We start from the raw sequence: 10,644 nt of genomic DNA, 5'->3' as shown, positions 1-10,644 counted from the left end.
TGGACTGCGGTTTCGCGGCGCAAGGCCGCCGGATCAGAACTCGAACATCAGCACCGCCGCGAACACGGTCGAGGCGGTTTTCAGGGACTCGGGCTTTTTCAGCGGCCAGCCGGCAGACAGGTCATAGCTGGCGTTGACATAGGGCATGGCGAGCCGTCCGCGCAGCCCGGCCACGGCGCCGACCAATGTGCGGCCGGACAGCGACGCCGCCGACGGGCCTCCCACCCGGCCCACGTCCAGGCCCGTGTACAACTGGTGGCCAGGCACGCGCAGCAGCTTGTCCAGGCCCAGCGACAAGTCGTTGCGCAAGGTCCAGCCGTCCTCGGCGGCCAGCGTCATCTGGCCGTCGAAACCCCGCACCGCATAGCGGTTGCCGATGGTGAAGTAGTCGGACGGCACGATGGGGGTCTTGGCGTGCTGGATCTGCCAATTCAGCTGGTAAGCCCAAGGCTGCTCCGCCAATTCGAACGGCAGATACAGGCCCGCATTGGCCGACACTATGGTGCTGCGCCCGTTCCAATCCGGATCGCCATAGACGTAGCCCGGCCGGTCGGACAGCCCGGTCAGCGTGCCGCGCACGCCCCCGCCGACGTCCAGCGCGGCGCGGCCCAGATAGTGGCGATGCCCCAGGTTGAACTCGTAGCCGGTGACGTCGCGCCGCTGCACCTCGATGTCCACGTCGTTGAGCGTGCTGGTGGTGCGCTTGCGCAGCAGGGTCAGCGATGCCGTGCCCTTGTAGGTGGCGCTGCGATACGGCACCACCGAGACGCCTGCCTGCACCTGCTTGGTGGTGCCGCCGTAGATGATGGGTTCATCGAAGCCGGCCACGGTCTGCCGGTAGGTGGATTTGCTGGCGCCGGCGAAGAAGGTCCAGTAGCCGAAAGGAATGCTGTAGTTCAGGGAGGCGGCGCGCGTGTTCGACTCGGCGTCGCGCCAGCGCGCATTGCTGTTCCACGACACCGACAGCTGGTCGTACAGGAACAGGGGCGAGTCCAGGGTCAGGCCGGCGTTGACCTGGTACTTGCCGATGGCGTCCATGCCGGCGTTGTCGCCGCCGATGTACCCATGCCAGCGCTTGCCGGTGCCGGGACGGATGAGGATGTCGGAATCGCCCAGCTCCGGCCCGGGCGCGACGTCGATGGACGCGTCGGCCTGGCTGCCCAGCCTGCGGATGTTTTCCAGCGCCTGGTCCAGGTCGCGCTGGTTCACCTCACCGCCCGGCCCCGTGGGCAAGGCCGCGCGCCACCAGCCGATGGCGCCCTCGCCCTTGACGGCGGATATGCGGCCCGGCAGGTAGCGCAGCGTCAGCGTGCCCGCGGCCAGGGATTGTTCCGGCACGACCACTCGCGCGGTGACGAGTCCGCGATCGATCAGCAGGCCGATCAGATGTTCCTGCAAGGCCCGCAACCCCAGGCCGCCCACGCAATGGCCAATGACGGCGTCGGCTGCCCGCGCCAGCGATTCGGCAGGCTGCGCTCCGTCCCAAACCACTTCCTTCAGGGCAAAGCAAGGCGTTTCGACCGGCAGGACCAGGCCGCCGGCTACCGGCGCGGCGGGCGACAGCACGTCCGGCCGTTCGGCCGCTCGGGCGCGCTGCGCCCCAATTTCCTGCTCTTGGCGACGTTCGATTTCGGTGGCGCGCACTGCTGCCTCGGGCAGAGATTGCGCGCCGGATCCAGCCGGGAAAAAGCCAGCCGCCAACATGCCCGCGGCCATGCGCAGGCGCCAATAGTGATTCATGCCGGTATGGCGCCTGCGGACGTGCGCGGCGCTCCTTGTTATCGCTTTGTGAAACCAAATGTTTTCCGAGTTTGCCTTAAAGCACAATTAATAACAATAAATATCTGAATGTATAAGCTCATAAATTAACGGAATTGGTCGAACTTAGAGCATAAAGAAGCGCAAATTGATGCGTGAATGCCATAGTTCCGCAGCCCGGAACTATCACGATCGCAGCAGGAGCGATTTGATGTGAAACAAATCGCAAGCAGCTCGAAGCCCGCGAGCCGGCAGTGTTTTTTTACGCGGACACGCGTCGCGGGCAAATAGGAGAAGTCCGAGATCTGGCGGCAAAACCTAGGACCGGCCGCTTGCACACGGGTTATCCCCGATACGGACATATCAACAAATCGTCAATAATTCGCCAACGTTTTATCGCCGATCCGTCCCCTTCCCCCTGCCAGCCCATGCCTGTATCCGTCCGGGACGCCATTGTTTCCTCCTCCCATCTGGCCTCTTCAGCCCCCGAGCTTTCCGAAGTCGAATTCGGCCTGATCATCGCCTCGCACGCGTTCAACCGCTGGATGGTGCGCTGCATGGCCTGCGCCGGACTGCCCGAGCTGACCTCGCTGGACATCCTGGTGCTCAACCACGTGTTCCACCGCGGCCGGGGCAAGAAATTGGCGGACATCTGCTTCACGCTCAACGTCGAAGACACCCACCTGGTGAATTACTCGTTGAAGAAGCTGGAGCGCCTGGGCGTGGTGCAAAGCGCCAAGACGGGCAAGGAAGTGATCTACACGGCGACCGACGCTGGCGCGGCCGCCATCCAGCGCTACGCTGAAGTGCGCGAGCAATGCCTCGTCAAACCCTTCATCGACTCCCCCACGGCGGACGACGCCAGCCATCAGCTGGCCAACACCCTGCGCGCCCTCTCGGGCCTGTACGACCAGGCCGCCCGCGCCGCCACCTCCCTGTGAGAATCCACGTTGTCTAGCACCACCGCATCTTCTTCCGCTCCGCTGCTGTCCGTGCGCGGCGTGTCGGTCGACTTCAATACCGAAAATGGCGTGTTCCGCGCCGTCGACAACCTGGATTTCGAGGTGCGCCCCGGCAGGACGCTGGCCATCGTCGGCGAGTCGGGCTCGGGCAAGTCGGTCACGTCCATGGCCATCATGCGCCTGACCGACTACACCAGCGGCCGCATCGCCACGGGACAGATCCTGTTCCGCGACGACTCCGACCGCGAGATCGACCTGACCGCGGCCTCCGATGAGGACATGCGCGCCATCCGCGGCAACGACATCGCGATGATCTTCCAGGAGCCGATGACCTCGCTGAACCCGGTGTTCACCGTCGGCGACCAGATCGTCGAGGCCATCATGCTGCACCAGCAGCTGTCGCGCTCGGCCGCGCGCCTGGCGGCGCGCAAACTGCTGGAGAAGGTGCGCCTGCCGGACGCCGAACAGATGCTGGACCGCTACCCGCACCAGTTGTCGGGCGGCATGCGCCAGCGCGTGATGATCGCGATGGCGCTGTCGTGCCAGCCGCGCCTGCTGATCGCCGACGAGCCGACCACCGCGCTGGACGTCACCATCCAGGCGCAGATCCTGAACACCATCCGCGAACTGCAGCGCGACCTGGGCACCGCGGTGATCTTCATCACGCACGACATGGGCGTGGTGGCGGAAATGGCCGACGACGTGGTCGTGATGCTGCGCGGCAAGAAGGTCGAGCAAGGCACCGTGGACGAGATCTTCAACGCGCCCAAGCATCCCTATACCCGCGCGCTGCTGGCGGCGGTGCCGCGCCTGGGCAGCCTGACCGGCCGCGACCTGCCGCTGCGCACGCCGCAGACCGTGCTGGAAGGCGACACGCTGCGCGAAGTGGGCGAGACGCGCGAGCAGGACACCGCGCGCTACGACAAGCCCGTGCTGCGCGTGGAAAAACTGACCACCCGCTTCGACGTGGGCCACAACTTCTTCGGCCGGGTCACGCACCGCGTGCACGCCGTCGAGGAAGTGAGCTTCGACGTCTATCCCGGCGAAACGCTGGCGCTGGTGGGCGAGTCCGGCAGCGGCAAGTCCACCATCGGCAAGACCTTGCAGCAGCTGGTGGCGCCGACCTCGGGCGCCGTGCGCTACAACGGCCAGGACATTTTCTCGATGGACAGCGCCGGCCGCCAGCGCCTGCGCCAGGAGATCCAGTACATCTTCCAGGATCCCTACGCCTCGCTGGATCCGCGCAAGACGGTGGCGTTCAGCATCGCCGAGCCGATCCGCACGCACGGCCTGTTGACCAGCGAAGACGCCATCGCCCGCCGCATCGGCGAACTGCTGGAACAGGTCGGCCTGAAGCCCGAACACGCCAAGCGCTACCCGCATGAATTCTCGGGCGGGCAGCGCCAGCGCGTTTGCATTGCGCGCGCACTGGCCAGCAATCCCAAACTGATCATCGCGGACGAATCCGTGTCGGCGCTGGACGTGTCGATCCAGGCGCAGATCCTGAACCTGCTGATGGATCTGCAGAAGGACCGCGGCCTGTCCTATCTGTTCATCACGCACGACATGGCGGTGGTGGAGAAAGTCAGCCACCGCGTCGCGGTCCTGTACCTGGGCCAGATCGTCGAACTCGGCACCCGCCGCCAGATTTTCGAATCGCCGCAACACGCGTACACGAAGAAGCTGCTGGCCGCCGTGCCGGTGGCCGAACCCGGCCGCCACATCGACACCTCGCTGATCGAAGGCGAGATCCCCAGCCCGGTGCGGCGCGTCGGCGACGAGCCCGCCATCATTCCCCTGGTTGAATTCGCGCCCGGCCACCAGGTGGCCCGCGCGGCTTGAGCCGCAACCCCTTTTTCACGTCGGCCCGCCCGGCTTCCCGTTCCTGGAGTTGAACATGCTCTCCCTACGCAAAACCTACACCGCCACCGCCCTGGCCCTGGCGCTGGGCGGCGCGCTGCCCGCCGTCTTCGTGACCGCTCACGCCGCCGGCACGCTCAATGTCGCCATCAACCAGGACCCGGGCAGCTGGGACCCGATCGACACCTTCGTGACCTTCTGGGGTTCGGTGGGCAGCAACCTGTATGACGGCCTGACCATGCGCGGCGCCGACCTCAAGCTGCAGCCGGGCCTGGCCACCAGCTGGGAATACCTGGACGACAACAAGCGCCTGCGCTTCAAGCTGCGCGAAGGCGTCAAGTTCCACAACGGCGAACCCTTCAACGCCGAAGCCGTGAAGTTCACCTTCGAGCGCCTCCTGGGCGCGGAAGGCGCCAAGGGCCCGCAGAAGTCCAACTACGACTCGATCGGCGAGATCAAGGTGGTGGACGAATACACCGTGGACTTCATCCTGAAGCAGCCCGATCCCGTCCTGCTGACCAAGCTGGCCGGCTATGGCGCCATGATCGTGCCGCCCAAATACATCAAGGAAAAGGGCGAAGACAACTTCAACACCAACCCGGTCGGCACCGGCCCGTTCAAGTTCGAAAGCTACCAGCCCAAGGTCAACGTGACGCTGGCGCGCAACGACGACTACTGGGGCGGCAAGCCCAAGCTGGACAAGGTGGTCTACCGCTTCATCGGTGAGCCGGGCACGCAAGTCGCCGAACTGCAGGCCGGCCGCATCGACGTCGCCACCCTGATTCCGCTGGGCCTGATCGAAACCGTGAAGAAGTCCGGCAACGCCGACGTCATCTCCACCGGCGGCCCGGTCGCTTTCGCGCTGCGCTACAACACCAAGAGCGGCATCACGCAGAACCGCGACGTGCGCCGCGCGCTGATCATGGCCGTGGACCGCGACGCCATCGTCAAGCAGCTGCTGCTGGGCCAGGCCAAGACCATCGCCAGCTTCCAGGGTCCGCAGTCCTTCGGCTACAACCCCGAGCAGAAGCCCCTGCCCTTCAACCCAGCCGAAGCCAAGAAGCTGCTGGCCGCCGCCGGCGTGAAGCCGGGCGCCACCGTGCAGATCGACGTGCGCGGCAGCGATTCGAACTTCCGCGAAGTGGCCCAGGCCGTCTCGGGCTACCTGCAAGGCGTGGGCGTGCGCGCCACGATCAAGCCGTATGAAACCGGCGTGCTGCTCAACGACATCATCCCCGGCGGCAAGACCGGCGAAATGTGGCAGAACCAGTGGGGCGGCTGGACCTACGACTACGACAACACGGCCTACCTGATGTACCACACGGGCCAGAAGTGGAACCCGTACGACAACGACGCCAAGCTCAACGGCATGCTGGAAGCGCAGCGCACGGTCTACGACGTGAAGAAGCGCGAAGCCATGCTGCAGGAGATCGCCGGCTACGTGGCCGACCAGGCGCTGGAAATGCCGCTGTACAGCCTGAACACGATCGTCGGGGTGAACAAGCGCGTGAAGGATCTGGAAGTGCCGGGCGACATCCGCTTCCGTTTCCTGAACGCTTCTGTGGAGTAGAGTAGGTCCCCCCCCCGAAGCGCTGCGCGCTTCCCCCCCAGGGGGGCATGCCTGCGGACCGGCAGAGCCCGGATCCGCGGCATCCCGCTGGGGGAGGACCGGTTGCTCATGGTGCGATGGCGCTATGAACAACCGGCACTTTTTTTGGAATGCTTTTGGCGCTGCCTTGAGGCATTAACCTTACCGACCCGTCCCGGCGCAAGCCGGGACGGCGACTTATGACCGGATTTCTCATCAAACGCGTGTTGCAGGCCGTCTTCGTGATCGTGGCCGTGACGCTGCTCGTCTCCTATGCCGTGCGCCTGACCGGCGACCCCGCGCTGATGCTCAGCCAGGGTTCGGGCAGCGTCACTGAGCAGGACCTGGCCAATATCCGCCAGGCGCTGGGCCTGAACCGCCCGTTCTACGAGCAGTACCTGTCCTATATGCAGGGGCTGCTGCATGGCGATTTCGGCCGCAGCTTCATGGGCGGCACGTCGGTCGCCAAGCTGATCGGCGATGCGCTGCCCGCCACGCTGATGCTGGCATTCACCTCGCTGCTGGCGTCGATCCTGATCTCGCTGCCGCTGGGCATCCAGGCCGCGATCAAGCGCGGCAAGACCACGGACCAGGCGATCCGCATCCTGTCGCTGGTGGGACTGTCCTTTCCCAATTTCTGGCTGGCGCTGATGCTGGTGCTGCTGCTGTCGATCACCTTCCCGCTGCTGCCGCCGTCCGGCTGGAGCGGGCCCGCCAGCCTGGTGCTGCCGTCGCTGACGATGGCCATCATCCTCAGCGCCACCAATATCCGCCTGGTGCGCACCACCATGCTGGAAACGCTGTCGGCGCAATACATCATGGTGGCGCGCAGCAAAGGCCTGAAGGAACGCGTGGTGCTGTACAAGCACGCGCTGCGCAACTGCGCGATTCCGCTCATCACCTACCTGGGCCTGCAATTCGGCGGCCTGATCGGCGGCATCGTGGTCATCGAAATGGTCTTCAACTGGCCCGGCCTGGGTACGCTGGCGTTCGACGCCATCTCCGGCCGCGACTACCCGGTGCTGCAGGGCACGGTCACCGTGCTGGCCTCCGTCATCGTCCTGGTCAACCTGATCGTCGACATCGCCTACGGCATCGTCGACCCCCGCATCCGCACGCGCTGAGCCTTATGCAGACTACTACCCCCACCGCCGCCGCCCCCAAGGCGGCCAAGCCCCGCAGCCGCTACCGCTCGCTGGAATTCGTGCTGGGCGCGCTGCTGACCGGCACCATGATCGTGCTGGTGCTGACCTCCGGCTGGCTGTTCCCCGACGGCGGCGAAGCCATGGACCTGGCCGCCCGCCTGATGGCGCCCTTCACCTCGGCGGCCCACCCCTTCGGCACCGACCCGCTGGGCCGCGACGTGCTGGCCCGCGTCATCGTCGGCGGCAAGATCTCGCTGACGGTGGGCTTCGCCTCGGTCGTCGGCGGCGCGCTGCTGGGCATCGTCATGGGCCTGATCGCCGGCTACTACCGCGGCTTCTGGGACATGATCGTCATGCGCTTTGCCGATGTGCAGCTGGCGCTGCCGTTCATCCTGGTGGCCATCACTTTCATCGCCATCCTGGGCGGCGGGCTGTTCAACGTCATCTTCTTCATGATCGTGTCGCAGTGGGTGCAGTATGCGCGCCTGGTGCGCGCCCAGGTCCTGGCCCTGCGCGAGCGCGAGTTCGTGCTGGCCGCCCGCGCCTTCGGCGTGCGCGACCTGGCCATGATCCGCCACCACATCGTGCCCAACCTGCTGGGGCCGCTGGTCATCCTGATGACGCTGAACGTCGCCAACAACATCCTGCTGGAAAGCAGTCTGACCTTCCTCGGCCTGGGCGTGGATCCCATGATCCCGAGCTGGGGCGGTATGCTTGCCGACGGCCGCACGTATATGCAGACGGCCTGGTGGGTCAGCGTCTTTCCGGGCCTGGCCATCATGCTGACGGTGCTGGGCCTGAACCTGCTGGGCGACTGGCTGCGCGACCGCCTGGACCCGACCGGCAAGGTCTGAAGCCGCCCCGGTCCGTCTGAAAGGAATATCGAGTATGTCTTTGCTGGAAAAAACATTCGACCGCACGCTGGACGCCTGGACCCATGCCTACATGGCGCCGGCCTGGCGCGGCGCGGTCGTGGAAGGCTGGCTGTTCGAAGGCGTGGAGGCGCGCCGCGCGGCCCAGGAGCGCCTGGCGCAAGCCGGCGTCACCGCGCGCTTTCGCAGCGCCTACAAGCCGCTGCTGCACTACTTCCTGGAAGAGGTCGAGCGCGAAGGGCTGGCGTCCGTCGTGGTGCGCTATCCGCTGCACGAACACGCCCAGGCCAAGCGCTTCACCCTGGAAGCCTATCCGCTCATCGCGCTGCTGCAAGGCGTGGAAGTCGCTATGCAGCCCGGCGCCGACGATCTGCACTACGACGTCAGCCTGCGCTACGCCGATGGCCGCAAGCTCGATACCCGCGTCTATGCGCCCAACCAGGTCGGCTACGCCCAGGATGGCACGCCCGAGCTGTCGCCCACCGGCTGGCTGCGCGTGCGCGACGCCGAAGGCGTGCTGCAGACCGATGCCGCCCAGGCCACCGAATACCAGCAGGCGTTCCGCGCCATCGTGGACACGGTGCGCAGCCATGCCTGGGGCGCGCACGAGCCCTATTTCGAGCGCCTGGAAATCCGCGTGGATTTGCCGGGCATCGACTTCGCCCTGCCGGTGGACGAGGAAATCGTCAGCACCTTCGAAGCGCTGCACGAAGACATCTATTTTTCGCTGCTGGAACACTTCCAGAAGCACTCGGGCCGCCCGTCCGGCGACCGCGGCCTGCAACCCGGCCAGATCATTCCCGACATCCGCCGCCACGACGGCGCAGCGCGCGTGCTGATATCGCTGGAGCATTTCGACGCCTTGGCGCCCGTTGCGCCCGCGCCGCTCGATGCGCCGCTGGCCCAGGTCCGCGAACCGCTGTCGGCCGGCCAGATCGCCAGCTGCATGGCGGCGTTCGGCGGCGATACCTTCCAGGCCGTATCGCGCCAGGGCCGTCCGGTGCTGGGTACGTACCTGCGCGGTCCCGGCCCCGCAGTGTTCATCTCGGGCGCGCAGCACGCCAATGAAACTTCCGGCGTGGTCGGCGCCCTGCGCGCCGCGCAGACGCTGGCCGAGCGCGGCGACGCGCATTTCGCCCTGATCGCCGCCGAAAATCCGGACGGCTACGCGCTGTTCAACCGCCTGCGCGCGCACCATCCGCGCCACATGCTGCATGCCTCGCGCTACAGCGCGCTGGGCGACGACATCGCCTACCGCGAACGCGCCCCGTTCTTCGAACGCGAAGGCCGCCACCAGGCGCACGCCATCAGCGGCGCTCAGCTGCACATCAACCTGCACGGCTATCCCGCCCATGAATGGACCCGGCCGCTATCCGGCTACCTGCCGCGCCATTTCGAGCTGTGGACCATCCCCAAGGGCTTCTTCCTGGTGCTGCGCCATCACCCGGGCTGGGGCGACCGCGCCCGCCGCCTGATCGAGGGCGTTACCGCCAGGCTGGCCCGCAACGTTCCCGGCCTGGTCGAGTTCAACGCGCGGCAACTTGAACTATTCCAGGCGCACGCGCTCGAAACCGGATTCGACGTACTGAACGGCATCCCGGTGCAGATCAGCGAAAGCGACCGCGAAGACTTGCCCATGGCGTTGATTTCCGAGTTTCCGGATGAAACCGTCTACGGCGACCGCTTCGTTTTCGCGCATACTGTACAGATGGAAACCGTCCTGGCGGCGACCGAGCTCTACCGCGCAGGGCTCTAGCGGCAAAAAGACCGGCGTAGCCAAGGACCGCGCCGGCACCCGACCTGTAAAACCATTAGAAAAATGAATATCCGAGAACGCAACCACGGCGATGACCTGGCCCTGGTGGACATCTGGCTCCGTTCGGTACGCGCCACCCACACGTTCCTGACGGAAAAGGAAATCCAGGCCATGTACCCGCAGGTGCTGAACACCGACCTGCCTTCGGTGCGGGTCTGGGTCTGTGAGGACGATGCCGGCGAAGTTGCCGGCTTCATGGGCCTGAACGGCAACAAGGTCCAGATGCTGTTCGTGGATGCCAACAAGCGCGGCAAGGGAGCAGGCCGGCGCCTGCTGAACTTCGCGCGTTCGCTGCACGGCACCCTGCTGGTGGACGTGAACGAACAGAATCCCCAGGCCCACGGCTTCTACAAGCACTACGGTTTCGAGGACGTGGGCCGCTCGGAGCAGGACGACGCGGGTCGCCCTCGTCCCATCATCCACATGAAGCTGGCGGGCTGACGGGCGCCTAGCCCTTGGACTGTTCCGGATGCCTGGCCCGCCAGGCTTTCAGCGCTTCCCGGTAATCGTCCATGGCTTCGTTATAGGTGTCATAGACACAGGGGATGCAGCCGCTGTTGCAACACTCTTCGGGTTCGGGCGCGACGGGCGGAACGGGCTGCGGGTCGTCGTCGGGGATCTGCTTGGTGCTCATATCCCAATC

General features: G+C 65.8%; 9 protein-coding genes. 7 read left to right on the top strand and 2 right to left on the bottom strand.

From position 1 onward, the window contains the following. Positions 1-33: 33 nt before the first annotated feature. Complete coding sequence (locus IAG39_RS11755) at positions 34-1,740, bottom strand: ShlB/FhaC/HecB family hemolysin secretion/activation protein (protein WP_118934725.1); 1,707 nt, start codon at positions 1,738-1,740, stop codon at positions 34-36. Between the two features lie 446 nt (positions 1,741-2,186). Here IAG39_RS11755 and IAG39_RS11750 point away from each other — a divergent pair, with 446 nt between their 5' ends. The 7 genes from IAG39_RS11750 to IAG39_RS11720 all read left to right on the top strand — a co-directional run bounded on the left by IAG39_RS11750 (position 2,187) and on the right by IAG39_RS11720 (position 10,442). After that, on the top strand, positions 2,187-2,699 hold the full coding sequence (locus IAG39_RS11750) for a winged helix DNA-binding protein (RefSeq protein ID WP_059372716.1): 513 nt from the start codon (positions 2,187-2,189) through the stop codon (positions 2,697-2,699). A gap of 9 nt (positions 2,700-2,708) precedes the next feature. Beyond that, positions 2,709-4,562, top strand: a complete 1,854-nt coding sequence (locus IAG39_RS11745; RefSeq protein ID WP_118934723.1) for a dipeptide ABC transporter ATP-binding protein — start codon at positions 2,709-2,711, stop codon at positions 4,560-4,562. 55 nt (positions 4,563-4,617) lie between these two features. Further along, entirely contained in the window at positions 4,618-6,150 is a 1,533-nt protein-coding gene (locus tag IAG39_RS11740) for an ABC transporter substrate-binding protein (protein WP_118934720.1), read from the top strand. A 218-nt stretch (positions 6,151-6,368) separates the two neighbouring features. Further along, on the top strand, positions 6,369-7,292 hold the full coding sequence (locus tag IAG39_RS11735; protein ID WP_054452620.1) for an ABC transporter permease: 924 nt from the start codon (positions 6,369-6,371) through the stop codon (positions 7,290-7,292). 5 nt (positions 7,293-7,297) lie between these two features. Further along, the gene (locus IAG39_RS11730) at positions 7,298-8,167 is read left to right on the top strand and encodes an ABC transporter permease (protein WP_118934718.1); all 870 of its coding nucleotides are present in this window, start codon (positions 7,298-7,300) and stop codon (positions 8,165-8,167) included. Positions 8,168-8,201: 34 nt separating this feature from the next. Beyond that, positions 8,202-9,941, top strand: coding sequence for a peptidase M14 (locus IAG39_RS11725; protein ID WP_118934717.1), 1,740 nt, complete (start codon positions 8,202-8,204; stop codon positions 9,939-9,941). Between the two features lie 63 nt (positions 9,942-10,004). Continuing rightward, positions 10,005-10,442, top strand: a complete 438-nt coding sequence (locus IAG39_RS11720; RefSeq protein WP_059372691.1) for an acetyltransferase — start codon at positions 10,005-10,007, stop codon at positions 10,440-10,442. A 7-nt stretch (positions 10,443-10,449) separates the two neighbouring features. Here the strand turns inward: IAG39_RS11720 and IAG39_RS11715 are convergent, their stop codons facing one another. Further along, entirely contained in the window at positions 10,450-10,635 is a 186-nt protein-coding gene (locus tag IAG39_RS11715; protein WP_054452636.1) for an oxidoreductase-like domain-containing protein, read from the bottom strand. Positions 10,636-10,644: the final 9 nt, after the last annotated feature.

Origin of the sequence: Achromobacter xylosoxidans, assembly GCF_014490035.1 — a bacterium.
GTDB lineage: Bacteria > Pseudomonadota > Gammaproteobacteria > Burkholderiales > Burkholderiaceae_B > Achromobacter > Achromobacter bronchisepticus_A.
The sequence above is the reverse complement of the archived record's forward strand: the minus strand, read 5'-3'. Positions and strand labels throughout refer to the sequence as shown.